Origin of the sequence: Streptomyces kunmingensis (assembly GCF_039533535.1) — a bacterium.
GTDB classification, from domain to species: Bacteria; Actinomycetota; Actinomycetes; order Streptomycetales; family Streptomycetaceae; genus Streptomyces; species Streptomyces kunmingensis.
Genome location: NZ_BAAATS010000012.1, coordinates 21,516 through 45,715 on the forward strand (window position 1 = coordinate 21,516; position 24,200 = coordinate 45,715).

Here is a 24,200-nt window from a genome sequence, read left to right on the forward strand (position 1 = left end):
CTCACGCCTCCTTCGGGTCGACAGGGCCGGCGGCGGAAGCGGTGGCACGACGGGTGGAGCGCCGGCGCACCGGAGGCTGGACGCCCAGGCGCTTCGCGTCGAGGCCCGACCACTTGTGTCCGCTCGAGAAGAACTTCTTGCGAGCCAGGATCGTCATGAGCGGCTTCGTGAAGAGGAAGACGACGACCACGTCGAGCAGGGTGGTGAGGCCGAGCGTGAACGCGAAGCCCTGCACCTTGCCGACGGTCACGATGTAGAGCACCGCGGCCGCGAGGAACGACACGAAGTCGGAGACGAGGATGGTGCGCCGGGCGCGCGGCCAGGCGCGCTCGACGGCGGGCCGCACCGAGCGGCCCTCGCGGATCTCGTCCCGGATCCGTTCGAAGAACACGATGAACGAGTCGGCGGTGATACCGATGGCAACGATCGCACCACACACCGCGGGCAGGTTCAGGGCGAAGCCGATGGCCGGGCCCAGCAGCGTCATGAGCGTGTACGTGAGGATGCCGGAGGCGATCAGCGAGGCGAGGGCGACGAGCGACAGACCCCGGTAGTAGACCACCAGGTAGATGACGACCAGGGCGAGGCCGATGGCGCCCGCGATCAGACCGGCGTGCAGCTGCTCACCGCCGAGCGCGGCCGTCACCGTGGTGACGCTCTGCTCGTGGAAGGTGAGCGGCAGGGCACCGTACGACAGCACGTTGGCCAGGTCCTGGGCGGACTCCTGGGTGAAGCTGCCGGAGATCTCGGCGTTGGCGCTCAGCGTCGAGCTGACGCTGGGGGCCGAGACCACGTCGCCGTCGAGCACGATGGCGAACTGGTTCATCGGCGACTGCTGGTCCTTGAGCTTGCTGGTCGTCGCCGCGAACTTCTTCGAGCCGCCGCCCGTGAAGTCCATGTTGACGACCCACGCGCCGGACTGCTGGTTGATGACGGCCTGGGCCTTCTTGACGTCCTTGCCGTTCACCTCGGAGGCGCCGAGGATGTACTTCTCCCACTGGCCCTGCGAGTTCTTGCCGCAGGCCACGATGGTGTCGGCGGGCTTGGCGCCCTCGTTGACCTTCGTCCGGGCCGCGTTGTCGGTGCAGTCCAGTTCCGTGAACTTCTTCTGCAGCGCCGCGGTCGCCGGGTCGGCGGAGGAGGAGGCGCTCGGCGTCGGGGAGGCCTTGTCGTCGGCCTTCGCGCTCGAGGTGGCGCTCGGCGTCTCGTCGGCCTTCAGGCCCTCGGTGACGGCGCGGCCCTGCGACGTGGCCGTGGCGGACGGCGTGGACGACGCCTTGTCGGTCGCCTTGTCCGTGGCCTTGTCGGTCGCCTTGTCCGGGGACGAGGCGCTCGGGGACGGGCTCGTCGTGGAGTCGCCGGTCGGGGCGCCGGCGGCCACCGTCAGCACGGGACGGAAGTAGAGCTGAGCGGTCGTACCGACCTGCTCACGCGCCTGCTTCTGGTCCGTACCCCGCGGGATGTTGACGATGATGTTGTTGTTGCCCTGCGTCTGGACCTCGGCCTCGGAGACACCCATGCCGTTGACGCGGCGGTTGATGATGTCCGCCGCGGTGTCCATGTTGGTCTTGTTGATCGCATTGGGCTGGCCCGGCTCGTTCTTGGCCTCCAGCGTGATGCTGGTGCCGCCCGCGAGGTCGATGCCGAGACGCGGCGTGAACGTACCGGAGAGGAACATCCCCCCGACGAGCGCCACCATGATGATCACGATCAGGCTCAGAGCACGCCCTGGCTTGCTCTGGGAGCCCGCCCCTCGGCTCTTTGTAGGTGTGGCCACCTTCTCGTACTCCCTCTCCATCCGCCCCGCATCGGGGATCGGTGCCCCGGACTGCGCAGACGGCCATGAAAAATGGTCGAGAATCCACGCGGGTCACGCACGAGACGGAACCGCGGCGACGCAAGCGGTCGCACCGCGGTTCCGGTCGTGACTACTTCGCGTCGGACTCGCCGTCGGTCTTCTTCGGCTCGGCGTCGGCCGCCTTGTCGGCCTTGTCGGCCTCGGCGACGGGCTCGACAGCAGGCTCGACGGCGGGCTCGACGGGCTCGTCCTTCTTACCGAGGTCGATGCGCGAGTCGTCAGCGGCGGCGGTCTCGTCGGTCCCGGTGAGGGAGGACGCGTCGTCCGGCACGACGGTGGTGTCGGTCAGCTCGTCGTCCTCGGAGGCTTCCGCGCCGTGGACGATGCGGTTGTACTCGTCGTCGGTGAGCACGGCGCCGATCGCGTTCTTCGCGAACATGAGGTGGACGCCGGGACCGGCGTCCAGGAGGACCGTGTCCTCGTTGACCTCCTTGACCGTGGCGTACATGCCCCCGATCGTGCGGACGCCGGAACCGGGCTGCATGTCATTGCGCATCGATGCGGCCGCCTGCTGCTTCTTCTTGGCAGAGCGGGTCATCAGGAACATGGCCCCGATGAGCACGATGAACGGGAGGAGGGTCACGAGACTCACGGGTGGGAACTTCCTTCAGGCGACCGCGTCGGAAAGCGGCCTTGTTGGGTTCGGGGGTGCACCGTCGCCGAAAAGGCGACCGTCGGCGGAGTCTAAGCGAGTCCGCACTGTGGGAACAACGCTCAGCATGGCACCGGGGTTCCAGGCCCGGCGAGTACCCGCGCCGTCACGCCCCGAAGAGGTCCGGTTGTCCGGTTGCGCCCGTTCTTCCCTGGGGCGGAGTGAGTCCCAGGTGCGCCCAGGCGGCGGGAGTGGCGACGCGGCCCCTGGGGGTTCGCGCCAGCAGTCCCTCCCGTACGAGGAAGGGCTCGGCCACCTCCTCGACCGTCTCGCGCTCCTCCCCCACCGCGACGGCGAGCGTCGACAGACCCACGGGTCCGCCGCCGAACAGTTTGAGGAGCGCCTCCAGGACGCCGCGGTCGAGGCGGTCCAGGCCCCGGCCGTCCACCTCGTACACGGCGAGCGCGGCGCCGGCGATGTCCTGAGTGATGTGGCCGTCGGCCTTGACCTGGGCGTAGTCCCGGACGCGGCGCAGCAGGCGGTTGGCGATGCGCGGGGTGCCGCGGGAGCGGCCGGCGATCTCGGCGGCGCCGGCCGTGTCGATCTCGACGTCGAGCAGGCTCGCGGAGCGGTGGATCACCCGCTCCAGCTCGGTCGGCTCGTAGAACTCCATGTGCGCGGTGAAGCCGAAGCGGTCGCGCAGCGGGGGCGGCAGCAGGCCCGCGCGCGTGGTGGCGCCGACCAGGGTGAACGGGGGCAGCTCGAGCGGGATGGCGGTGGCGCCGGGGCCCTTGCCCACGATGACGTCGACGCGGAAGTCCTCCATCGCCATGTAGAGCATCTCCTCGGCGGGCCGCGACATGCGGTGGATCTCGTCGAGGAAGAGGACCTCGCCCTCCTGGAGCGAGGAGAGGATCGCGGCGAGGTCGCCCGCGTGCTGGATGGCGGGGCCCGAGGTGATGCGGATCGGGGCGCCCATCTCCGCGGCGATGATCATGGAGAGGGTGGTCTTGCCGAGGCCGGGGGCGCCGGAGAGCAGGACGTGGTCGGCGGTGGCGGCGCGCGCGCGGGCGGCCCGCAGCACCAGGTCGAGCTGCTCCCTGACCTTCTCCTGGCCGATGAACTCGCCCAGGTCCTTGGGGCGCAGGGCCGCCTCGACGGCCTGGTCCTCGCCGTCGGCGACGGAGTCCACAAGGCGTTCGGGATCCGGCGCCGCGTCGGTCGGGTCGTCCCAGTTCATTACGTGTGCCTCGCGTTGCGGGTTCGAAGTCGGGCGGTATGGCTGTCGGCTAGCGGGTGCGGTTCAGGGTCTGCAAGGCCGCCTTGAGGAGCTGTCCCACCTGTGGCGTGCCCTCGGCCGCCTCGGCCTGCGGGGCGACCGCCGTGACCGCCTCGTCGGCCTCACGGGTCGCGTAGCCGAGGCCGATGAGCGCGGCGTGCAGCTGGTCGCGCCAGCCGCTGGTGACGGCGGTGCCGATGGCGGGGCCGCCGGTCCCGAGCGGCTCGCCGAGGCGGTCCTTCAGCTCCAGGAGCAGCTTCTGGGCGCCCTTCTTGCCGATGCCGGGGACGGCGGTGAGGGACTTCTCGTCGCCGGTGGAGACGGCGCGGCGCAGGGCGTCGGGGCTGTGCACGGCGAGCATGGCCTGCGCGAGACGCGGGCCGACGCCACTGGCGGTCTGCAACAGCTCGAACGTCTGCTTCTCGTCGTCGTCCGCGAAGCCGTACAGGGTGAGCGAGTCCTCCCGGACGACGAGGGAGGTGGCGAGCTTGGCCGGCTGCCCGAGGCGGAGCGTGGACAGCGTGTTCGGCGTGCACTGGACGGCCATGCCGACCCCGCCGACCTCGACCACCGCGGCGTCGGGGGCGAGGGCGGCGACGGAGCCGCTGACGAAGGCGATCATGCGGTACGGCCTTTCAGTGCTTTGGATGCGTGTGCCGCGTGCAGTGCTACGGCTTGCTGGAGTCTGTTCTGCGCGGGGGCGCGCCAGATGTGGCAGATGGCGAGGGCGAGCGCGTCGGCGGCGTCGGCCGGTTTGGGCGGCGCGTCGAGCCGCAGGAGCCGGGTCACCATGGCGCCGACCTGGGCCTTGTCGGCGCGGCCGCTGCCGGTGACGGCGGCCTTGACCTCGCTGGGCGTGTGCAGGGCGACGGGGAGGCCTCGGCGGGCGGCGCACAGCATGGCGACGGCGCTGGCCTGGGCGGTCCCCATGACCGTGCGCACATTGTGCTGGCTGAACACCCGCTCCACGGCGAGCAGTTCGGGCTCGTACTCGTCGAGCCACCGCTCGATGCCCTGCTCGATGGCGACGAGGCGCAGGCCCAACTCGGCGTCCGGGGGCGTGCGTACGACGCCGACTCCGTGCATCGTCAGGGGCCGGCCCGCGATCCCCTCGACCACGCCGACACCGCACCGGGTCAGCCCCGGGTCCACGCCCAGCACTCGCACGCCTCGCCCCCACTTCGCTCGCCTGTTCCTGCAGGCTATCGGGTGCCACTGACAAAGCGGCGGGCCGACGGGGTGTGTGTCCCGTCGGCCCCCCGCTGATGCCGTGTCAGGCGTCACGGACGCCTCAGGCGTCGACCTTCTCCATGACCTCGTCGGAGACGTCGAAGTTGGCGAAGACGTTCTGCACGTCGTCGCTGTCCTCGAGGGCGTCGATCAGCTTGAAGATCTTGCGGGCGCCGTCCTCGTCCAGCTCGACCTGCATGGTCGGGACGAAGTTGGCGTCGGCCGAGTCGTAGTCGATGCCGGCGTCCTGGAGGGCGGTGCGGACCGCGACCAGGTCGGTGGCCTCCGAGAGCACCTCGAAGGACTCGCCCAGGTCGTTGACCTCCTCGGCGCCCGCGTCGAGCACGGCGCCCAGGACGTCGTCCTCGGACAGCTCACCCTTGGGGACGACAACGACACCCTTGCGGTGGAAGAGGTACGCCACCGAACCCGGGTCCGCCATGTTGCCGCCGTTGCGGGTCATGGCGACACGGACGTCGGAGGCGGCGCGGTTGCGGTTGTCGGTGAGGCACTCGATGAGCACCGCGACCCCGTTCGGGCCGTAGCCCTCGTACATGATCGTCTCGTAGTCGGCGCCACCGGCTTCGAGACCGGCGCCGCGCTTGACCGCGGAGTCGATGTTCTTGTTCGGGACCGAGCTCTTCTTGGCCTTCTGGATGGCGTCGAAGAGGGTCGGGTTACCCGAGATGTCGGCGCCGCCCGTGCGGGCCGCGACCTCGATGTTCTTGATCATCTTCGCGAAGAGCTTGCCGCGCTTGGCGTCGATCACGGCCTTCTTGTGCTTCGTCGTAGCCCATTTAGAGTGGCCGGACATCTGCCTGTCTCCTTCGCGTAACCAACCTCAGTACGAACGCAGCGATCCTACAAGGAACCCGCAGCGTCCTTCGCCCGCACCATGTCGACGAACAGACCGTGGATCCGGTGGTCTCCCGTGAGCTCGGGGTGGAAGGACGTCGCGAGCGCGTTGCCCTGGCGAACGGCGACGATGTGCCCTTCGTGCTCGGCGAGCACCTCCACCGCCGCGCCCACGGACTCCACCCAGGGGGCGCGGATGAAGACGCCCTCCACAGGATCGCCCTCCACGCCGCGTACGTCGACCGCCGCTTCGAAGGACTCGTTCTGTCGCCCGAAGGCGTTACGGCGCACGATCATGTCGATGCCGCCGAGGGTCTCCTGGCCCGAGCGCGGGTCGAGGATCTTGTCGGCCAGCATGATCATTCCGGCGCAGGTGCCGTAGACGGGCAGACCGGCGCGCACGCGCGCGCGTAGGGGCTCCATCAGACCGAACAGCTCGGCCAGTTTGGAGATGGTGGTCGACTCGCCGCCGGGGATGACCAGGCCGTCGACCTCGGCCAGTTCTTCGGGGCGCCGCACCGGCCTGGCCACGGCGTCGGCCGTGGCCAGGGCGATGAGGTGCTCCCGTACGTCGCCCTGGAGAGCGAGGACGCCGATGACGGGGGTGGCGCTCATGAGGGCTACCAGCCCCGGTTCGCGTAGCGCTCGGCCTCGGGCAGGGTGTCGCAGTTGATGCCGACCATGGCCTCGCCGAGGTTGCGGGACGCGTCCGCGATGATCTTGGGGTCGTCGTAGAAGGTGGTGGCCTTCACGATGGCGGCGGCGCGCGCGGCCGGGTCGCCCGACTTGAAGATGCCGGAGCCGACGAAGACGCCCTCGGCGCCGAGCTGGCGCATGAGCGCGGCGTCGGCCGGGGTCGCGACGCCACCGGCGGAGAAGAGGACCACCGGCAGCTTGCCCAGCTCGGAGACCTCCTTGACCAGCTCGTACGGGGCGCGCAGGTCCTTGGCGGCGGCGTACAGCTCGTTGTTGTCGAAGCCGCGCAGGCGGGCGATCTCGTTCTTGATCTGGCGCAGGTGGCGGACGGCCTCGACGACGTTGCCGGTGCCGGCCTCGCCCTTGGAGCGGATCATGGCCGCGCCCTCGGCGATGCGGCGCAGGGCTTCGCCCAGGTTGGTGGCACCACAGACGAAGGGGGTGGTGAAGGCGAACTTGTCGCTGTGGTTGACCTCGTCGGCCGGGGTCAGGACCTCGGACTCGTCGATGTAGTCGACGCCGAGGGACTGGAGCACCTGGGCCTCGACGAAGTGGCCGATGCGGGACTTGGCCATGACCGGGATGGAGACGGCGCCGATGATCTCTTCGATCATGTTCGGGTCGGACATCCGGGCCACGCCGCCGTCCTTGCGGATGTCGGCCGGGACCCGCTCCAGGGCCATGACGGCGACGGCGCCCGCGTCCTCGGCGATCTTCGCCTGCTCGGCGTTGACCACGTCCATGATGACGCCGCCCTTGAGCTGCTCGGCCATGCCGCGCTTGACGCGGGCGGTGCCGGTGGCCGGGGCTTCGGAAATTGCGGCGGGCTGCGGGGCGCTGCTGGACACGGGTGACCTCACTCGGTGACGAAGGCTGGATGCAGCTCCGAGGAAACCTCCGGGGACCAGGCCACTACAAGAGCCAATAGGTAGCCGGTGGCTCCTTTTGGCGTCGGCCCGCGTCCGCTGACGCGTCTGCCGGGAAGTCTGCCGACGTATCTGCCGGCGTGGCCCTAGGGGGTGGCGCGGTCGGCGACTGCCGCCGGGGGCTCGTCGTCCATCTCGAAGGCCAGCGGGAAAGGGGCGTGGCCGGCCAGCCGGAACCAGCGCACCTTGCGGTTGCCGCGCAGCGCGCGGGCCGCGCGGACGGCGTCGTTGTGGAAGCGACGGGCCATGGGGACGCGGCGCACCGCCTGGGCCAGTTCCTCGGCGGCCTCCTCGCCGCCGGGGGCCGCCCGGACGATCTCGACCTGGGCGGCCTCTCCGAAGACCGCTCTGAGGGCCTGGCTGAGCTCGCTCTCGGCGACCTCGCGGTGTTCCTCCTCGGCCTGGCGGGCGGCGTGCGCGGCCTCGTAGAGCACGATCGACGCGGCCGGGTCGAGGACGCCGGAGGTGGCCAGTTCCTGGGCGACGGAGGCGCGGCGCAGGAGTTGGGCGTCCAGGGCGGCGCGGGCCGCGTCGATCCGGGCGTGCAGCCGGTCGAGGCGCCCCGCGGTCCAGCTCAGGTAGAGGCCGATCGCGAAGAGGGCTACGGCGATCCAGATCAGGGTGGCGGTCACGGGCGGCAACGTTACCGGTGGCGAAGCAGGGCCCCACGCCCGCACCGGTGGCGCAGCGCGGCCCTGCGCCCGCTCGCCCCTGGACCGGCCGGCGCGAGGCTCGGCCCCTGTGGACCGGCCCGCCCACGCCCGCCACGGTCCGGACCGCTCTGGATCCCGCGCGGCCCCCGGCGACCCCGGGTCTGACTCGGCCCCTGGCCCCGGCGACCCCGGGTCCGGCTCAGGCCCTGGCCCGGCAACCCACGGGTCCGACTCGGCCCCGGCCCGGACCCCGTTCAGGCCCCCGGGCCCGGCCGCCCCGGACCCCGCTCAACCCTCAGCCCCGGCGGTCCCGAACCCCGCTCAACCCCCGGGCCGGGCCGCCCCGGGACCCCGTTCAGTCCCTGGCCAGGCCAAATCGTGCTCGTAGCCCCGTGCGTTCGTCCGCCGCGACCACCGTCGCGCCGTGCGTCACCGTCTCGTAGACCGAGAGGATGTCGGCGCCGACGGTCGACCAGTCGAAGCGGCGGACGTGTTTGCTGCCGCGTTCGCGCAGCTCGGTCCGGCGCTCGGGGTCGGCGAGGAGGCGCAGCGCCGCACCGGCCAGCGCGTCCGCGTCCTCGTTCGTGAAGAGCTCGCCGGCCGCCCCCTGGTCGAGGACCTGGGCGAAGGCGTCCAGGTCGGCGGCGAGCACCGGGGCGCCCGCCGACATCGCCTCGACGAGGATGATCCCGAAGCTCTCGCCGCCGGTGTTCGGGGCGACGTACACATCGACGCTGCGCAGCAGCCGCGCCTTGTCCACGTCGCTGACCATGCCGAGGAACTCGACGCGCTCGCGCATCTCCTTGGGCAGGGAGGCGACGGCCTCCTCCTCGTCGCCCCGCCCGGCCACGAGCAGCCGGGTCTCAGGCCGCTCCGCGAGGATCTTCGGCAGCGCCTTCATCAGGACCGGCAGTCCCTTGCGGGGCTCGTCGATGCGCCCGATGAAGCCGATCGTGCCGCCCCGCGCCTCGGCCGTGGGCCCGCTCCGCCACTCCGCCTTGGGCTCGGCCCGCGCGAAGAAGTCGACATCGACCCCGTTCGGGATGACCACCGCGTCGCCGCCCAGGTGTTCGACGAGGGTGCGGCGCGCGTACTCGCTGACCGCGATGCGCGCGCTGATCTTCTCCAGGGCGGGCTGCAGGATCGGATACGCGGCGATCATGGCGCGCGAGCGCGGGTTGGAGGTGTGGAAGGTCGCGACGATCGGCCCCTGCGCCGCCCAGCACGTGAGCAGGCCGAGCGAGGGCGACGCCGGTTCGTGGATGTGGATCACGTCGAACGCGCCGTCGTGCAGCCAGCGACGTACCCGCGCCGCGCTCAGAAAGCCGAAGTTCAGCCGCGCGACCGAGCCGTTGTAGGGCACCGGGACCGCGCGGCCCGCCGATACGACGTACGGCGGCAGCGGGGTCTCGTCGTCCGCCGGGGCGAGGACGGACACCTCGTGCCCCAGGGCGATGAGGTGCTCCGCCAGATCACGGATGTGGAACTGGACGCCGCCCGGCACGTCCCAGGAGTACGGGCAGACGATTCCGATCCTCACGCGGACCGCTCCTCAAAATGCTCCAGGTCAGCGAGCCACAGACGTTGCAGCATGTGCCAGTCCTCCGGATGGTCCGCGATCCCTGTGGCGAAGGCATCGGCCAGCGCCTGTGTCATGACGGACGTCTTCTCCGCCCGCGTACCTGTCTCCGGTACGTCGACGGGCGGATGGACGCGGCCCCGCATGACCGACGAGGAGTCGTACCAGAGAGTGACGGGCAGGAGCAACGCGCCCGTGTGCTGGGCGAGCATCGCGGGACCGGCCGGCATCCGCGTCGTCTCGCCGAAGAACTTGACCTCGACGCCCGAGGACGACAGATCGCGGTCGGCGACCAGACAGACGAGACCGCCCGCGCGCAGCCGGCGGGCCAGGGTCCCGAAGGCGGAGCCGCCGGTGTGCGGCAGCACCTCCATACCGAGGCCCTCGCGGTACGCGACGAAACGGTCGTACAGGGTCTCGGGCTTGAGGCGCTCGGCGACCGTCGTGAACGGGGTCTCCAGCTTGGTGGTGACCCAGGCGCCCGCGAGGTCGTAGTTGCCCATGTGGGGCAGGGCGAGAACGACGCCCTTGCCCGCGGCCAGACCTTCGGTGAGGTGGTGCAGGTCCTGGCCCGCGAAGCTGTCCTTGATGCGCTGCCTGCTCCAGGCGGGGAGCCGGAAGGACTCCATCCAGTAGCGCAGGTAGGAGCGCATGCCCGCCTTGGAGAGTTCGGCGAGCTTCTGCGGGGTCGCGTCGGGGACCACACGCGCGAGGTTCGCCTCCAGGCGGAGCACGCCCTTGCCGCGCCGCTTCCACACGGTGTCGGCGATGGTCCTGCCCAAGCGCTGCGCGACCGGTTCGGGGAGCTTCTTGACCGTGGCCCAGCCGAGCCCGTACAGCGAGTCCGTCACCCGCTCCTGGGCGCCGCTCACGAGGCGGTCTCCTCCTGGGCGGCGGCAGCGGCGTCGGCCTCCGCGGATTCACGACGGACGGTCACCACGCGCTGGATCAGCGTGACGAGGCTGCCCACGGCGACGATCCACAGGGCGACCGGCAGCAGGTACTGAATGCCGGGCACGCCGAACTTGTGCAGGCCCGCGAAGCCGGCCGCGACCAGCGAGATGACGAGGCGTTCGGCGCGCTCCACCAGGCCGTTGACGGCGACGGGCAGACCGATCGCCTCACCGCGCGCCTTCGTATAGGAGACGACCTGGCCACTGGCGAGACAGAAGATCGAGACGGCGCACAGGACGTTGTCGTTGCCCGAACCCGCGTACCACAGGGCCAGGCCGCCGAAGATGGCGCTGTCGGCGACCCGGTCGAGCGTGGAGTCGAGGAACGCGCCCCAGCGGCTGGAGCGGCCGAGCTGGCGCGCCATGTTGCCGTCCACGAGGTCCGAGAAGACGAACAGCGTGATGACGACCGTGCCCCAGAAGAGCTCTCCGCGCGGGTAGAAGACCAGCGCTCCCGCCACGACTCCGGCAGTGCCGAGGAACGTGACCGTGTCGGGGCTGACCCCGCGACGGATGAGAAACGCGGCGAACGGTGTGAGGACACGCGTGAAGAATGCACGCGCGTACTTGTTCAGCATGGCCTTCCCGAGGGTCGGTGCCGCGTGACCCCTCTGGCCACCGGCTGGCCCATCGTAGCCAGGCGCGCACGGGAACGACCGCCGGGCCACCACGCGCGCGTGGACTCGCGTACGACGTATGGACGCACCGTGACCGGAGTGGAAAGCTCGATGCCACCGCGGGCGTCGCCGAAGCCGCCTCCGCACGCGGATTCGCGTGTCCGCATTGTTCACGTCCCACAGGAACCACCTCACCGTGCAACAACCGGGAGGCAAGGCATGGGCGACAAGGCGAACGGACACCCCGGAGCCGCCGGCAGGGCAGCGACGGCCGACCATCCCGCGTCCGTACGGAATGTGGTGCTGGTCGGCCACAGCGGATCGGGCAAGACGACTCTGGTGGAGGCCCTCGCGCTGACCGCGGGGGCGGTGAACCGGGCGGGCCGGGTCGAGGACGGCACCAGCCTCTCCGACTACGACGAGATCGAGCACCGCCAGCAGCGCTCGGTCCAGCTCTCGCTCGTCCCGGTGGAATGGGGCGGCTACAAGATCAATCTGCTGGACACCCCCGGCTACGCGGATTTCGTCGGGGAGTTGAGGGCCGGTCTGCGAGCGGCGGACGCGGCCCTTTTCGTCGTCTCGGCGGCGGAGAGCCCGGAGACCATGGCCGGTGCGACCCGCATGGTGTGGGAGGAGTGCGCCGCCGTCGGCATGCCGCGGGCGATCGTCATCACGCACCTGGAGGCGGCGCGGTCAGACTTCGAGGAGATGACACGGATCTGCGCGCGGGTCTTCGGGGGCGACGACCCCGACGCCGTGCTCCCGCTGTACCTGCCGCTGCGCGGCGTGCAGGGCCTGGACGGGCACGCGCCCGTGACGGGTCTGGTCGGTCTCATCTCGCAGCGCCTGTACGACTACGCGTCGGGCGAACGCAAGGAGTCCGAGCCCGGTGCGGACCAGCTGGCCGCGATCGAGGAGGCCCGTAACCGGCTCATCGAGGGGATCATCGCGGAGAGCGAGGACGAGACCCTCATGGACCGCTATCTGGCCGACGCCGACATCGACATCAAGACGCTGGTCGAGGATCTGGAGCGGGCCGTCGCGCGCGGTGTCTTCCATCCCGTCCTCGCCGCTGCCCACGCGGCGGAGGGCGCGCGGCAGGGCCTCGGCACGGTCGAGCTCCTGGAACTGATCACGGGCGGTTTCCCCTCACCGCTGGAGCGCGAGGCGCCCGAGGTGAGCACGCCCGGCGGCAACGCACGGACGGTCGGGGTCTGCGATCCGGACGGCCCGTTGGTGGCGGAGGTGGTGAAGACCGCGTCCGACCCGTACGTGGGCCGGGTCTCGCTGGTACGGGTCTTCTCGGGCACCCTGCGGCCGGACGAGACGGTGCACGTGTCCGGGCACGGGCTCTCGGACCGTGTGCACGAGGACCGCGCCCTGCACGAGTCGGACGAGCGGATCGGCGCGCTGTCGGCCCCGTTCGGCAAGCAGCAGCGCACGCTCACCCACTGCATCGCCGGCGATCTGGCGTGCGTGGCGAAGCTGAACCGGGCGGAGACCGGCGACACCCTGTCGGCGCGGGACGACCCGCTCCTGATGGCGTCGTGGGACCTGCCGGACCCGCTGTTGCCGCTCGCCATCCAGGCGCACAGCAAGGCGGACGAGGACAAGCTGTCGCAGGGGCTTGCGCGGCTCGTCGCGGAGGACCCGACGATGCGGCTCGAACAGAACCAGGACACGCATCAAGTGGTGCTGTGGTGCCTGGGCGAGGCGCACGCGGACGTGGCCCTGGAGCGGCTGCGCAGCCGGTACGGGGTGCAGGTCGACGTCATCGGGCACAAGGTCTCCCTACGGGAGACGTTCGCGGGGAAGTCCGCGGGGCGCGGCCGGCACGTGAAGCAGTCCGGTGGCCACGGGCAGTTCGCGATCTGCGAGATCGAGGTGGAGCCGCTGCCCGGCGGGTCCGGCATCGAGTTCGTGGACAGGGTCGTCGGCGGCGCGGTGCCGCGGCAGTTCATCCCGTCCGTCGAGAAGGGCGTACGCGCGCAGGCGGCGCGGGGGGTCGCTGCCGGGTATCCGCTCATCGACGTGCGGGTGACGCTGCTCGACGGCAAGGCGCACTCGGTGGACTCCTCCGACGCGGCGTTCCAGACGGCGGGCGCGCTCGCGCTGCGCGAGGCGGCGGCCGACGCGAAGATCCACCTCCTGGAGCCGGTGGCCGAGGTGCAGGTGCTGGTCGGGGACGACTATGTGGGCGCCGTGATGAGCGATCTGTCGGGGCGCCGCGGACGCGTCGTCGGGACCGAGCAGGCGCCGGGCGGGCGCACCCTCGTACGGGCGGAGGTGCCGGAGATCGAGATCGGGCGGTACGCGGTGGACCTGCGGTCGCTGTCGCACGGCACGGCCCGGTTCGACCGCGGCTACGCGCGGCACGAGCCGATGCCGCCGCAGCTGAGCGACAGGATCCGGGAACAGGCGCAGAAGACGCCCTAGTTGGACCCCGCCGTCTCCCGGAGCCACCGACATCCGCCTTGTCCGGGTGGATGTCGGTGGCGGCCGTTACGCTGGTGCACGATCGGATGGATCAGGACGATCAGACGATCAACAGGTGTGCGGGGCGCGGAAGTCGGGAAAAGCCGCAGCAGCGATGGCGTGCGGTGCGGTGATGGGGGCGGCAGTGGCTGACGATGCATTCGATTTCAGGCCCGGGGCGCAGGTCCCGTTGCAGGGCTCGGCGGGGCAGACCGCCGCGACCTTCGCCATCGCGTCGGCCGCGTACCGCGACGACAGAGCCTCGAAGATAGAGGACGCCAACAACGAGTGGCACAAGACCGAGGCGAAAGCGGGCAGGTGGTCGCTGTTCGCACCCAATCTCGGTGAGGCGTTCTCCCGGGCGGTGCAGGTGCGGATGCTGGGCGGCGGGCGCAAGCCGCTCATCCAGTCGTTCGGCACGGAGCCGCAGGTCGTCGTCGAGCACTGTCTGGCGGCCAACCGGATCCGGCGCGAGCGCGACTTCCTGCTGACCATCATCACGGTCGTGTTCGGCTTCCTCTTCCTGCCCGGATTCCTCGTGTGGCTGGCCGCGTTCCAGATCCGCCGGACGAACAACGCCCGGGTCGAGACGGCCGAGAAGATGGTCAAGGAGGCCGAGGGCAAGTCCACCAAGGAGATGGCCGAGGCGAAGAAGAGAGAGCGGGCGGCGCGCGGCCGGGCCGCCGTGGCGACGGCGATCATGGCCGTCGTCGGCATCGTCATCGTCATCCTGCTCATCAAGCTCCCCTTCGACGGGTTCTGGGCGTGGTATCTGCGGGCCTCGTTCGTGGCCCCGGTCATCGGCGCCCTGTGGGCGAAGCGGATCTGCGAGCGCACCGCGAAGGACCTGCGCGACCGGTGGGACGCGCTGCTCTCCGGCGGCGGCATCGGCGCGAAGATCCCGGAGGCCGTACCGGGCAGCCCCGGCGAGACCGCGGCCGAGCAGCTGCGCCAGAGCCTGGCCAGGCTCAGCGCGGAGCAGCAGTCGAACTCGGTCTTCTACGCGGGCCCCAAGGGCATCCTGGGCATGGGCACCCGCTGGGGCAGCTGGCAGCTCGCCGAGGATCTGGTGTCGGCCGAGCCGGGCAAGGAGATCCACCCGTTCCGCAGCTGGGACGTCATCCGGGCGATCCAGGACCAGCTCCGGCTGCTGCAGCGGGGCCCGCTGCACACGGGCGGGTTCACCCCGCCCTCGGTGAAGGACTGGATCGTCACCCCGATCGGGGAGAACGCGAAGGCCGTGGCCCGTCCCTCGGGCGAGGACGTCGACGCGTTCCAGATCAGGCAGCACGAGATACAGCGGATCTGTAACGAGCAGCAGTTCGGCAGCGGCGACCGGCACTATCTGGGCGTGCAGTTCACGCTCTGGGACGGCCAGTTGGTGATCACCATGATGATCACGGTGACCGTGCTGCACGAGACGCTGCGCATCGAGGTGACGGGGCACGCTCTCGGCCCGGTCAACTCCCTGTTCACGTCGAAGCCCGACCCGAAGACCAAAGAAGTCGCCAAGTCGATACGGTTCTGGGAGACCACCACCAAGACGCTGCCGCTCATCGACGCGGACGAGGCCGTCCGGGTCGCGGTCCGTGCCCCCTTCACCTGGTACCCGCCGATACTGGACCACCTGGGCGGCAAGATCGTCCTGCCCGAGCCGTTCGGCCTGCGGCACGCCTGGGCGGACCAGCCCTGGCGCCACCGGTTCATGGCCGACGACGCGCTGCGCACGGCGACCCCGGTGCTGCGCGTGGTGCACGCCGCGGCGATCGCGGTCCTGGCCGACCACGGCGTCGACACGGAGAAGTTCGGCAACCGCTCGGGCGTGCTCAGCGGCCTGGTCCAGGACCCGGCACCGCGCAAGGCCGACGTGTACGACGCGTAGGTCCGGCCGGGTCACGCGAGTCCGGCCGGGTCACGCGAACGCCGCCGGGGGCACGCGAACCCGGCGGCGGGTCAGGCGGGTCAGGCGTCCGGCCAGGCCTTCGCCAGGGCCGTGCGCGTGTCACCGAGCAGCTGCGGCAGCACCTTCGTGTGGCCGACGACCGGCATGAAGTTCGTGTCGCCGCCCCACCGCGGGACGATGTGCTGGTGCAGGTGGGCGGCGATACCGGCGCCGGCGGCGGCGCCCTGGTTCATGCCGATGTTGAAGCCGTGCGCCCCGGACGCGGAGCGCAGCGCGGTCATGGCGAGCTTGGTGAACGCGGCCAGCTCGGCGGTCTCCGCCTCGTCGAGATCCGTGTAGTCGGCGACGTGCCGGTAGGGCAGCACCATCATGTGCCCGCCGTTGTACGGGTACAGGTTGAGGATCGCGAAGACGTGCTCGCCGCGCGCCACGATCAGGGCGTCCTCGTCCGATGCGCCGGGAGCGGTACAGAAGGGACAGCCGTCTTCGGCACCGGGGCCCGTCGGCTTGCCCTCACCTTGGATGTACGCGATGCGGTGCGGGGTCCACAGCCGCCCGAACCCGTCCGGTTCACCCACAGGACCGCTTCGCTGCTCCGGCTCACTCGTCATGAAGTGCAGCATATGGCGTCACCTCGCCGTGGCGTGTCGGCGGGTGTCGCCCCCGCCCGGCAGGGGCGATGCTGTCCGGATGACCGACAGCCCCCTCGCCCGCTGGGAGCAGCGCAACGGCACCGCCCTCACCGTGGCGTCCCTGCTCTTCCTCACGTCGTACGCGGTCAGGGTCCTCGGCCACGGCCTGCCCGAACCGGTCCGGGCCCTGTGCCTGGCCGTGCTGCTCGCGGCATGGGCCGTGTTCGTCGTGGACTACGTGGTGCGTCTGCGGCTGAGCGGGCAGCGCCTCCCGCGCTTCCTGCGCACCCACCCGCTGGACACCCTGGTCATGCTGCTGCCGCTCCTGCGCCCTGTGCGGATCGTGCAGACCTACGAGACCGTGCAGCACCACCGCGACCGGCCGCGGCTCGCCCTGCACGCGCGGGTGATCGCGTACGCGGGTGTCTCGGTGACGCTGCTCGGCTTCGCGGGGTCGCTCGCCCTGTACCAGCAGGAGCACGCGGCGCCGGGCGCGGACATCGTCACGTACGGCGACTCGGTGTGGTTCACCTGCACGACCCTGTCCACGGTGGGCTACGGCGACCTGGCCCCGGTGACCCCGCTCGGCCGGCTCGTGACGGTGGGCGTGATGGCCTGCGGCCTTGCCCTGCTCGGGGCGGTCACGGGCTCGTTCTCGTCGTGGCTCATCCAGGTCTTCGCCCGGGAAGGCGAGAGGCCCCCGGGGGACTCCCCGGAGGCCTCTCGCCGTGACGACGACTGACGGCGCGCGCAGACTACCTACGGCGGCGCACGTCAGACCTGTGCGCGCTCCTCGACGACCTTCGCGATCTTCGCGATGGCCTCCTCGACCGGGATGCCGTTCTCCTGCGAGCCGTCGCGGTAGCGGAAGGACACCGATCCGGCGTTCATGTCCTCGTCGCCCGCGATGACCATGAACGGCACCTTGGCCTTCTGCTGGTTGCGGATCTTCTTCTGCATCCGGTCCGAGGACGAGTCGACCTCGACGCGCAGCCCCTTCTTCTTCGCCTCGGCGGCGAACTTCTGGAGGTACTCCACGTGCGCGTCCCCGATCGGGATGCCGACCGCCTGGACGGGCGCGAGCCACGCCGGGAAGGCGCCCGCGTAGTGCTCCAGGAGCACCGCGAAGAACCGCTCGATGGAGCCGAACAGCGCACGGTGGATCATGACGGGGCGCTGCTTGGCGCCGTCCGGCCCGGTGTACTCCAGGTCGAAGCGCTCCGGCAGGTTGAAGTCGAGCTGCACGGTCGACATCTGCCAGGTGCGGCCGATGGCGTCCTTGGCCTGGACGGAGATCTTCGGGCCGTAGAACGCGGCGCCGCCCGGGTCCGGGACCAGCGGGAGGCCCTGCTTCTCGGCCACCTGCCGCAGCGTCTCGGTGGCCTCCTCCCACGCCTCGTCGGAGCCGACGAACTTCTCCGGGTCCTTGGTGGACAGCTCCAGGTAGAAGTCGGTCAGGCCATAGTCGCGCAGCAGGTTCAGGACGAAGGTGAGCGTCTTGTCGAGTTCGTCCGCCATCTGCTCGCGGGTGCAGTAGATGTGCGCGTCGTCCTGGGTGAAGCCGCGCGCGCGGGTCAGGCCGTGCACGACGCCCGACTTCTCGTACCGGTACACCGTGCCGAACTCGAAGAGGCGCAGCGGCAGTTCGCGGTAGGAACGCCCGCGCGCATCGAAGATCAGGTTGTGCATCGGGCAGTTCATGGGCTTGAGGTAGTAGTCCACGCCCTCGTCGAGCTGCATGGGCGGGTACATGCCGTCGGCGTACCAGTCCAGGTGGCCCGAGGTCTCGAAGAGCTTCCCCTTCGTGGCGTGCGGGGTGTAGACGAACTCGTACCCCTCCTCCTCGTGGCGGCGCCGCGAGTAGTCCTCCATGACCCGGCGGATGATGCCGCCCTTGGGGTGGAAGACGGCGAGGCCGGAGCCGATCTGCTCCGGGATGGAGAACAGGTCCAGCTCGTTGCCGAGCTTGCGGTGGTCGCGCTTCTCGGCCTCGGCGAGGAACTCCAGGTGCGCCTTGAGCTCGTCCTTGGTGGGCCAGGCGGTGCCGTAGATGCGCTGGAGCATCGGGTTCTTCTCGCTGCCGCGCCAGTAAGCGGCGGCGTTGCGCATCAGCTTGAACGCCGGGATGTTCCGGGTGCTCGGCAGGTGCGGGCCGCGGCAGAGGTCCTTCCAGCACAGCTCGCCGGTCTTGGCGTCGAGGTTGTCGTAGATGGTCAGCTCGCCGCCGCCCACCTCGACGTCCGCGCCGTCGTCGCTGGACGCGGCGCCCTTGATGCCGATGAGTTCCAGCTTGTACGGCTCGTCGGCGAGCTCCGCGCGGGCGTCCTCGTCGGTGACGACACGGCGCGAGAAGCGCTGACCCCGCTTCTGGATCTCCTGCATCTTCTTCTCGATGCGCTTGACGTCCTCGGGGGTGAACGGCTCCTTGACGTCGAAGTCGTAGTAGAAGCCGTCCTTGATGGGCGGGCCGATGCCGAGCTTGGCCTCGGGGAACAGCTCCTGGACGGCCTGCGCCATGACGTGCGCGGTGGAGTGCCGCAGGATGTTGAGACCGTCCTCGGAGGAGATCTCGACGGGTTCGACGGTCTCGCCGTCGGCCACCACGTAGGCGAGGTCCTTCAGCTCACCGCCCACACGGGCCGCGACGATGCTGCGCTCACCGGCGAAGAGCTCGGCGGCCGTAGTGCCCGTCGTCACCACGCGCTCGTCCCGCTCGGAATCGCGTTGGATGACTACACGGACGTCTGACACCGGTCTCTCCTGCCTGAAGGGGGTACGCCACGCCATTACCTGTGACGCGCGCATTAAGGATCGTACCGAGTCACCGGACCCACTCGCGAAGCGGTTGTTCCCGCCCCGGGACGCGGGGCCGGCTACTCCTCCCCCGCGCAGGCCTCCTCGAAGAAGTCCAGATTCTCCTGGAGGGACTTCATCAGCCGGTCCCGCTCGGCCTCCTCCACCTGTACGGGTACGACGTCCCCGGCGTCGGTGAGGCGCCGGAAGCCGCCTCTGCTCTGCAGCCGCCCGTGCACGCGGATCGGCAGGCCGACGAGGTGGGCGTGGCCCGCGGTCCGGTAGGCCTCTTCGTCGAGCGTGACGCGAACGTAGGGGACCTCGGCGCCCGCGATGACCTGGAGCCGTACCGTCCCCTCGCCGCACGGCCCCGACCTGCGCATACGGACGACTGTGCCGGTGACGCGGACGGGGACGGCGGGTTCGGCGTGCCGGTAGCGGGCACCGGCCGCGCGCAGCACGTCCAGGTCTCCGGGTGAGAACTCGACGGGCGCGTCCCCGTCCGTGCACTCCTCGGGCACCCCGGCGGCGGGCGCCCAGGCGACGCCGACCCGCGCGCCCTCGGTGCCGCGCACCAGCGCGACGAGCGCCTCGGTCAGCTCCTGGCTGACGCCCGCCTCGACCGCGCCGTCGAAGGCGTCCATGCCGCCGGTGGCGCGCCGGTAGTCGATGGCCTCGCGTACCGCGTAGAGCGCCTGGTGGAGGCGGACGGCGAGGGGGCGGCCGGTGGCGACGGGCACGAACGCGGTGAGCCGGTGGCCGCCGGGCGCCGTCTGCACCAGCACGTTCTCCAGGGCCGCGGCGGCGGGCCGCCGGTGCCGGGCCCCGTAGTACCCGGCGCGACCGCGCGCGGCGAGGGCCCCGGCGAGCAGCATTCCGCGCGCGGCGGAGCGCAGTTGTTCCTCCGCGGTCCAGGTGGAGGCGCCGGCCGCGCTCTCGGGCCCGTCCCGCCACCAGCGGATCTCGTCGCTGGGCACGGCGAGCGCGACGAGGATCTCGCGGGCGGACGGGGTGCCGCTGCGCTCCAGCGCGGTCAGCGCCTCGCCGAGCAACTCCTCGCTGTCCGGGAAGTCCGGGCTCTCCGGTACGAGCAGGCTCGTCCGGGTTCCGGGGCCGGGCCGTGTCCAGCGTGCGTACCGTCCCGCGGCGCCGCCGCGGCGCCGCCAGCCGTGCCTCTCGAGCAGGGCGCTGAGGACGGCCGGGTCGACCTGTCCCGGCTCGGGGCCCGCGAGGTCGACGGGGTGGGCGCGGACCGCGCCGAGGGAACGTACGGGCTCGTCGCTCGAGCGGTGGTCCATCTCGTAACTCCCTTCCGGGCCCGCCGGGTCGGTCGGCGGCCGGCGTCCCGTCAGGGCCGCCCGCCCGTCCCGACGCGGGTCATGATTTCGCACAGCGCGCGGTCGTCGAAGATCCGCGTGGTCGGGACGCGCACGGTGGTCCTGCGCCGGCCCGTGACCGGCTGGCCGGCGAGGTTGGTCCAGTAGCAGCAGTGCCGCAGGTCGAGCCGGTCGTGTCCGGCGCGCAGCCAGTCGTCCTGGGAGCGCGGCACGAGCATCACGACGAGGATCTTGTGCACCGACACCGGGGTCCTGGCGAGTTTCTCCAGGTGTGCGTTGTCGAGCGTGAAGGAGAAGGACGGCCCCGGCGGGTTCGGCGGGATCTGGTACGTCGCTTTGAGCTGCACCTTGATGGTGACCTCGTCGTCGACCGTGTGCCCGGGGGCGCTGTGGCTGACGTGCCAGTCGATGCCGTTGTCGGGGAAGGGCTGCGAGAGCGAGCATCCGGCGGCCGCGGCCACGGCGTGCAGGTAGCCCACCTGGAGTGTCTCCATGCAGGCGGTCGTGGCGAGTGAGCCGCGCGGCGGTGCGTTCCGCTCGGGCAGCAGCCCGCCCTGTTCGGGCTGCGCGAGCGCCATGGTGCAACTGGCCTTTCCGGACGGTGAATCCTCGCGGGAAGCAAGAGTTTGATCGAGGACAGGTCAATGGCACCCCGCTGAACTGCCATGACTCCTGACTGTGTTGTCACCGCTCCGCGTATGACGCAAACGGCCCGGGTATCACCCGAAGGGGCAGCGGGCGCAAATCGACGGGACGTCATCTGCCGGATGTGAACAGGGAGTTGCATTGACATGACGTGCTGGTACGAAGGCCCACTTGCCGCCTTCGACACGGAGACGACCGGTGTGGACGTGGAGAGCGACCGCATCGTGTCGGCGGCGATCGTGGTGCAGGACGCGCCGGGTACGCGGCCGCGGGTGACGCGCTGGCTGGTGAATCCGGGGGTGCCGGTGCCCCTCGGGGCGACGGAGGTGCACGGTCTGACCGACATCCACCTGCAGCGCAACGGTCGTTGGCCGTCGCCCGTGATGGAGGAGATAGGTTACGCGCTGGCGGACCAGGCCGCGGCCGGCCGACCGCTGGTGATCATGAACGCGCCGTTCGATCTGACCATGCTGGACCGCGAGTTGAAGCGGCACCGTGCTTCGTCGCTGGACCGCTATCTGGAGGGTGCGCCGCTGTGCGTCCTGGACCCGCGGGTCCTCGACAAGCATCTGGACCGCTATCGCAAGGGCCGCCGCACGCTGACGGATCTGTGCGCGCACTACGAGGTGGAGCTGGCGGAGGCGCACGACGCCGCCGCGGACGCGCAGGCGGCGCTCGACGTGGTCCGCGCGGTCGGGCGGCGTTTCGCGAGCCGCCTGGAACGGCTCTCCGCGACCGAGCTGCACACCCTTCAGGCGTTCTGGCATGCGGCGCAGGCGCGCGGCCTCCAGGCGTGGTTCGCCCGCAGCGGCAATCCAGAGGTGGTCGATCCGTCGTGGCCCCTGCGACCGGAACTTCCGGCGGCGGCCTGATCGTTCCCCCGCTGGGGGCCCGACATGCAGAAACGAAAAACCGGCCCGTCTTCCGACGGACCGGCTTTCCCGGGGTGGGCGATACTGGGTTCGAACCAGTGACCTCTTCGGTGTGAACGAAGCGCTCTCCCACTGAGCTAATCGCCCGGGAACGGGTTGAACACTACAGGGCGCGGCGGCCTGTGTTCAAACCGGTTGCAGGTGGGCGCGCAGACCCCGCTGTCCGCCGCGCATCATCCAGGCGTGGTTGGCGACGAACACGGGCCTGCCCAGGAGGGCGAAGCGGCGCATCAGGGCTTTGCGTACCTCGACCTCCTGGTCGTAGACCGCGCGTGTGCCGCTGCCCCGGGCGGTCAGCGTCCAGCGTGCCCAGCCGGCGAGGTCACCGCTCATGGCGATCTCCAGGATCCCGGCGGCCGGGTCGCGCCGTTCCTCGCGGGCCGTGACCGTGAGCTGGTAGGGCAGGAAGGACCGGAAGACGGCGACGCCGCTGGTCTCGTCCAGCGACGTCACCGAGCGCACCTGCGGCCACCACCGCGGGTAGTCGTCGGCCCGCTCCAGGACCGTGTACACGGCGGCCGGTGGTGCGGGCAGCTCCCAGACGCTGCGGAAGCGGTAACGGCTCAGGGCTTGGAAGTCCATGGACCGAGTCTGCCCGCGGAATGTGCCCTTCGGAGGGCGTCACCCCGATGTGTCAGGGCATTTTGTCCCCGACCAGGGCGAGGTTCTCGATGGCGGCGAGGCCGTACAGGGCGGTGTCGTTGGTGTAGACCCAGTTCGCCTCGGTGCCCGCGACCAGGATGACCGGGCCGCCGACCTTCTCCGTCTTCCAGGGTGAGGACTCGGTGTAGCCGTCGCTCTTGTAGAACTTCTCCCAGGCGCGGGCCGCCAGCTTGGCGTCCCCGGTCCGCACGGCCGCGTACGCGTCGAGCCGTGAGTGCCCCTGGAAGAGCAGCAGGGAGCCGAAGTTGGTCCCGTAGCGTGCGGCCTGTTCCGTCTTGGTGGCGTTGAAGTAGCGGCAGTAGTCGTAGTACGCCTCTTCGAACTTCGGCATGTCGACGAGGTCGATGAGTTCCGCGCACAGTTCGTTGAGGCCGAAGACCGCCGAGAGGTGGGAGACGCCGACGACCGGTTCGTCGGCGATCGCGAACTTTCCGGTGTCGAGGTCGTAGAGTCCGCTGCCCTGGACGAACCCGTTGGGCTGGGCGGCGATGGTCTCCATCGTCGACAGGACCCGCGCCTTGGCCTTCTCCCATTTGGGTCCGCGCCGCTCCCACTCGGTCAGCCAGGCCGAGACGAGGCCGCTCCAGTCGGTGCCGAAGCCGATGGACAGGGCGTGCGGGTCGGGCTCGTAGTCGGGGTCGGGGCGGACCTTGCGCTGCGGGTCCAGGACGAGGAACGTCTCGTCGGAGTCGACGTTGGCGTGCATGAGGTCGCCGACGCGTTCGTCGCCGGTGAGGAAGTAGTAGTAGCGGCGGTACGTGGTGTTGGCGATGCGCTGCTGTTTCGCGGAGTCGGCGTAGTGCTGGACGCCGTGGCGGGTGCCGAGTCCGGCCCACTTTCCGAGGTGGTAGACGTCGACCTCGCCGGTGTGGCGGGTCATGGCCTCGGCGAAGCGGAAGATGTCGGCGCGGCCGCTGCGCAGGTAGGCGAACCAGAGCCACAGGTCGGGCGAGAGTTCGGAGTTGTCCCAGGCGTAGCCGCCGACGTCGTAGCGCCACTGGTGGCGCACGGGGTCGTAGGAGTGCATCACGTCGCCGTAGTCCCAGAAGCCGTACCAGCGCCGCATCTCCACCTGGTCCTTGTAATAGGTGAAGAGGAAGTCGAGGTGGTCCTCGATCTTGGCCTTGGCGGGGGTGGAGCGGTCGGGTTCGGAGTAGAGCCCGGGACCGAAGACGCCGGCCTCGATGAGCTGCTTGGGCGGTGCGGTGAGCTGCGGCAGGACGCGCACGGCCTCGACCTGCTGGGCGAGGACCTCGGGCGTCGGCGTCGCCGCGTCGGCCCAGAACAGCAGCTCGCTGGTGCGGGCGATGCCGTACGGGGTGCCGAATTCGGGCTCGTAGTCCTCGTAGGTGATGTTGAGGCCTTCGAGCTGCTCCGCGAACGTGTCCTGGCCCATGCCGTCGTGGTAGAAGCGCAGGTCCATCGGCTGGGCCTCGGGCGACCAGAGCCAGAGGGTGACCTCGGCCTCGTCGGTGTGCGCGTCGCGGATGTCGAGGCCCGCCGGGTGCTTCTCCCAGAAGTCGCGCAGGCCGAAGGAGAAGCCGCCGCTGGGGCCGCCGACGTAGCCGAATCCGCTGGCCCG

At 70.6% G+C, this 24,200-nt stretch carries 22 protein-coding genes and 1 tRNA gene; 4 read left to right on the forward strand and 19 right to left on the reverse strand.

Annotated features, from left to right (window positions below; translation table 11 throughout):
- Position 1: 1 nt before the first annotated feature.
- The 12 genes from secD to pgsA form a co-directional block, all read right to left on the reverse strand.
- Complete coding sequence (gene secD, locus ABD366_RS14790; RefSeq protein ID WP_324771519.1) at positions 2-1,777, reverse strand: protein translocase subunit SecD; 1,776 nt, start codon at positions 1,775-1,777, stop codon at positions 2-4.
- A gap of 151 nt (positions 1,778-1,928) precedes the next feature.
- Complete coding sequence (gene yajC / locus ABD366_RS14795; protein ID WP_324771518.1) at positions 1,929-2,450, reverse strand: preprotein translocase subunit YajC; 522 nt, start codon at positions 2,448-2,450, stop codon at positions 1,929-1,931.
- A 166-nt stretch (positions 2,451-2,616) separates the two neighbouring features.
- The gene (gene ruvB, locus ABD366_RS14800) at positions 2,617-3,690 is read right to left on the reverse strand and encodes a Holliday junction branch migration DNA helicase RuvB (RefSeq protein WP_324771517.1); all 1,074 of its coding nucleotides are present in this window, start codon (positions 3,688-3,690) and stop codon (positions 2,617-2,619) included.
- A gap of 49 nt (positions 3,691-3,739) precedes the next feature.
- Positions 3,740-4,351 (reverse strand): Holliday junction branch migration protein RuvA, encoded by a 612-nt coding sequence (gene ruvA, locus ABD366_RS14805; RefSeq protein WP_324771516.1) that lies wholly within the window; start codon positions 4,349-4,351, stop codon positions 3,740-3,742.
- A complete protein-coding gene (gene ruvC, locus ABD366_RS14810; protein WP_324771515.1) occupies positions 4,348-4,896 on the reverse strand; it encodes a crossover junction endodeoxyribonuclease RuvC in 549 nt (182 codons plus the stop codon). Before ruvC ends, ruvA begins: the two co-directional genes overlap by 4 nt.
- A 124-nt stretch (positions 4,897-5,020) precedes the next feature.
- Complete coding sequence (locus ABD366_RS14815) at positions 5,021-5,773, reverse strand: YebC/PmpR family DNA-binding transcriptional regulator (protein ID WP_324771514.1); 753 nt, start codon at positions 5,771-5,773, stop codon at positions 5,021-5,023.
- 47 nt (positions 5,774-5,820) lie between these two features.
- A complete protein-coding gene (gene pdxT, locus ABD366_RS14820; RefSeq protein ID WP_324771513.1) occupies positions 5,821-6,429 on the reverse strand; it encodes a pyridoxal 5'-phosphate synthase glutaminase subunit PdxT in 609 nt (202 codons plus the stop codon).
- Positions 6,430-6,434: 5 nt separating this feature from the next.
- Positions 6,435-7,283: a pyridoxal 5'-phosphate synthase lyase subunit PdxS gene (gene pdxS, locus ABD366_RS14825; protein WP_324771537.1), complete on the reverse strand. Its 849-nt coding sequence runs from the start codon at positions 7,281-7,283 to the stop codon at positions 6,435-6,437.
- A gap of 239 nt (positions 7,284-7,522) precedes the next feature.
- Positions 7,523-8,068: a LemA family protein gene (locus tag ABD366_RS14830; RefSeq protein WP_324771512.1), complete on the reverse strand. Its 546-nt coding sequence runs from the start codon at positions 8,066-8,068 to the stop codon at positions 7,523-7,525.
- A gap of 376 nt (positions 8,069-8,444) precedes the next feature.
- Complete coding sequence (locus tag ABD366_RS14835; protein ID WP_324771511.1) at positions 8,445-9,629, reverse strand: glycosyltransferase family 4 protein; 1,185 nt, start codon at positions 9,627-9,629, stop codon at positions 8,445-8,447.
- Entirely contained in the window at positions 9,626-10,540 is a 915-nt protein-coding gene (locus tag ABD366_RS14840) for a phosphatidylinositol mannoside acyltransferase (RefSeq protein WP_324771510.1), read from the reverse strand. The genes ABD366_RS14835 and ABD366_RS14840 overlap by 4 nt, the downstream gene beginning before the upstream one ends.
- On the reverse strand, positions 10,537-11,199 hold the full coding sequence (gene pgsA / locus ABD366_RS14845; RefSeq protein WP_324771509.1) for a phosphatidylinositol phosphate synthase: 663 nt from the start codon (positions 11,197-11,199) through the stop codon (positions 10,537-10,539). Before pgsA ends, ABD366_RS14840 begins: the two co-directional genes overlap by 4 nt.
- 258 nt (positions 11,200-11,457) lie before the next feature.
- Between pgsA and ABD366_RS14850 the strand changes: the two genes are divergently transcribed.
- Both ABD366_RS14850 and ABD366_RS14855 read left to right on the forward strand, forming a co-directional pair.
- Positions 11,458-13,674: an elongation factor G-like protein EF-G2 gene (locus ABD366_RS14850; RefSeq protein ID WP_324771508.1), complete on the forward strand. Its 2,217-nt coding sequence runs from the start codon at positions 11,458-11,460 to the stop codon at positions 13,672-13,674.
- A gap of 172 nt (positions 13,675-13,846) precedes the next feature.
- Positions 13,847-15,595: a hypothetical protein gene (locus ABD366_RS14855; RefSeq protein WP_324771507.1), complete on the forward strand. Its 1,749-nt coding sequence runs from the start codon at positions 13,847-13,849 to the stop codon at positions 15,593-15,595.
- Between the two features lie 80 nt (positions 15,596-15,675).
- Here ABD366_RS14855 and ABD366_RS14860 read toward each other — a convergent pair whose 3' ends face one another.
- Positions 15,676-16,239, reverse strand: coding sequence for an HIT family protein (locus ABD366_RS14860; RefSeq protein ID WP_324771506.1), 564 nt, complete (start codon positions 16,237-16,239; stop codon positions 15,676-15,678).
- A 67-nt stretch (positions 16,240-16,306) separates the two neighbouring features.
- Between ABD366_RS14860 and ABD366_RS14865 the strand changes: the two genes are divergently transcribed.
- Positions 16,307-16,990 carry a potassium channel family protein gene (locus ABD366_RS14865; protein ID WP_324771505.1) on the forward strand — a complete coding sequence of 228 codons (684 nt, stop codon included), beginning with the start codon at positions 16,307-16,309 and terminating at the stop codon, positions 16,988-16,990.
- A gap of 32 nt (positions 16,991-17,022) precedes the next feature.
- On the opposite strand, the gene thrS is transcribed toward ABD366_RS14865, so the two are convergent.
- The 3 genes from thrS to ABD366_RS14880 all read right to left on the reverse strand — a co-directional run bounded on the left by thrS (position 17,023) and on the right by ABD366_RS14880 (position 20,956).
- Entirely contained in the window at positions 17,023-18,999 is a 1,977-nt protein-coding gene (gene thrS / locus ABD366_RS14870; protein ID WP_324771504.1) for a threonine--tRNA ligase, read from the reverse strand.
- A gap of 122 nt (positions 19,000-19,121) precedes the next feature.
- A complete protein-coding gene (locus tag ABD366_RS14875; RefSeq protein WP_324771503.1) occupies positions 19,122-20,339 on the reverse strand; it encodes a hypothetical protein in 1,218 nt (405 codons plus the stop codon).
- Positions 20,340-20,389: 50 nt separating this feature from the next.
- Positions 20,390-20,956: a DUF4365 domain-containing protein gene (locus tag ABD366_RS14880; protein ID WP_324771502.1), complete on the reverse strand. Its 567-nt coding sequence runs from the start codon at positions 20,954-20,956 to the stop codon at positions 20,390-20,392.
- A 213-nt stretch (positions 20,957-21,169) separates the two neighbouring features.
- Here ABD366_RS14880 and ABD366_RS14885 point away from each other — a divergent pair, with 213 nt between their 5' ends.
- Entirely contained in the window at positions 21,170-21,895 is a 726-nt protein-coding gene (locus tag ABD366_RS14885; RefSeq protein ID WP_324771501.1) for a 3'-5' exonuclease, read from the forward strand.
- A gap of 75 nt (positions 21,896-21,970) precedes the next feature.
- Here the strand turns inward: ABD366_RS14885 and ABD366_RS14890 are convergent.
- The 3 genes from ABD366_RS14890 to ABD366_RS14900 form a co-directional block, all read right to left on the reverse strand.
- A tRNA-Val gene (locus tag ABD366_RS14890) sits at positions 21,971-22,042 on the reverse strand.
- A 39-nt stretch (positions 22,043-22,081) separates the two neighbouring features.
- Positions 22,082-22,537 (reverse strand): SRPBCC family protein, encoded by a 456-nt coding sequence (locus tag ABD366_RS14895; RefSeq protein ID WP_324771500.1) that lies wholly within the window; start codon positions 22,535-22,537, stop codon positions 22,082-22,084.
- 52 nt (positions 22,538-22,589) lie between these two features.
- The coding region (locus ABD366_RS14900) for an exo-rhamnogalacturonan lyase family protein (RefSeq protein ID WP_486388816.1) at positions 22,590-24,200 on the reverse strand (1,611 nt) is incomplete at its 5' end.

What these genes read in the sequence shown, in the direction of transcription:
- ruvB (WP_324771517.1), bottom strand. Translation starts at nt 3,690, where the DNA reads ATGAACTGGGACGACCCGACCGACGCGGCGCCGGATCCCGAACGCCTT.
- ruvA (WP_324771516.1), bottom strand. Translation starts at nt 4,351, where the DNA reads ATGATCGCCTTCGTCAGCGGCTCCGTCGCCGCCCTCGCCCCCGACGCC.
- ABD366_RS14815 (WP_324771514.1), bottom strand. Translation starts at nt 5,773, where the DNA reads ATGTCCGGCCACTCTAAATGGGCTACGACGAAGCACAAGAAGGCCGTG.
- pdxT (WP_324771513.1), bottom strand. Translation starts at nt 6,429, where the DNA reads ATGAGCGCCACCCCCGTCATCGGCGTCCTCGCTCTCCAGGGCGACGTA.
- pdxS (WP_324771537.1), bottom strand. Translation starts at nt 7,283, where the DNA reads ATGGCCGAGCAGCTCAAGGGCGGCGTCATCATGGACGTGGTCAACGCC.
- pgsA (WP_324771509.1), bottom strand. Translation starts at nt 11,199, where the DNA reads ATGCTGAACAAGTACGCGCGTGCATTCTTCACGCGTGTCCTCACACCG.
- ABD366_RS14850 (WP_324771508.1), top strand. Translation starts at nt 11,458, where the DNA reads ATGGGCGACAAGGCGAACGGACACCCCGGAGCCGCCGGCAGGGCAGCG.
- ABD366_RS14855 (WP_324771507.1), top strand. Translation starts at nt 13,847, where the DNA reads ATGGGGGCGGCAGTGGCTGACGATGCATTCGATTTCAGGCCCGGGGCG.
- ABD366_RS14860 (WP_324771506.1), bottom strand. Translation starts at nt 16,239, where the DNA reads ATGCTGCACTTCATGACGAGTGAGCCGGAGCAGCGAAGCGGTCCTGTG.
- ABD366_RS14865 (WP_324771505.1), top strand. Translation starts at nt 16,307, where the DNA reads ATGACCGACAGCCCCCTCGCCCGCTGGGAGCAGCGCAACGGCACCGCC.
- ABD366_RS14875 (WP_324771503.1), bottom strand. Translation starts at nt 20,339, where the DNA reads ATGGACCACCGCTCGAGCGACGAGCCCGTACGTTCCCTCGGCGCGGTC.
- ABD366_RS14880 (WP_324771502.1), bottom strand. Translation starts at nt 20,956, where the DNA reads ATGGCGCTCGCGCAGCCCGAACAGGGCGGGCTGCTGCCCGAGCGGAAC.
- ABD366_RS14885 (WP_324771501.1), top strand. Translation starts at nt 21,170, where the DNA reads ATGACGTGCTGGTACGAAGGCCCACTTGCCGCCTTCGACACGGAGACG.
- ABD366_RS14895 (WP_324771500.1), bottom strand. Translation starts at nt 22,537, where the DNA reads ATGGACTTCCAAGCCCTGAGCCGTTACCGCTTCCGCAGCGTCTGGGAG.